At 65.1% G+C, this 318-nt stretch carries 1 protein-coding gene; it reads right to left on the reverse strand.

What is annotated here, in order from left to right:
• Window positions 1-236: helix-turn-helix domain-containing protein (locus GSQ92_RS11410; RefSeq protein WP_159013463.1), on the reverse strand; the 236-nt coding region annotated here is incomplete at its 3' end.
• Window positions 237-318: the final 82 nt, after the last annotated feature.

Here is a 318-nt window from a genome sequence, read left to right on the forward strand (position 1 = left end):
TCCAGGAGACCGTCCAAGCGCTTCTCGGCGAAGCGCCGTCGCCAGGTCGTGACCGTCACGCGCGTAATGCCGAGCCGCTCCGCGATCGCAAGGTTGCTGACGCCCTCGGCTGCCAGTAACACGATCTCAGCCCGCATGGCATCCGCGCGGGCCACCTTGCGTCGCCTCAGCCGGGACGCAAGCTCGGCCGCTTCAGTCTCCGACAGCTCGATCGCAATCGCCTTCGGTGTCGCCACGCGTCGTCTCCTGCGCTGCCAGGAACTCAGCGAATCATAGCCACGCGAAGGTGTCTAGTTATTTCTCGGCCAGGACACTAGC

Origin of the sequence: Acidisoma sp. S159, assembly GCF_009766125.1 — a bacterium.
GTDB lineage: Bacteria > Pseudomonadota > Alphaproteobacteria > Acetobacterales > Acetobacteraceae > Acidisoma.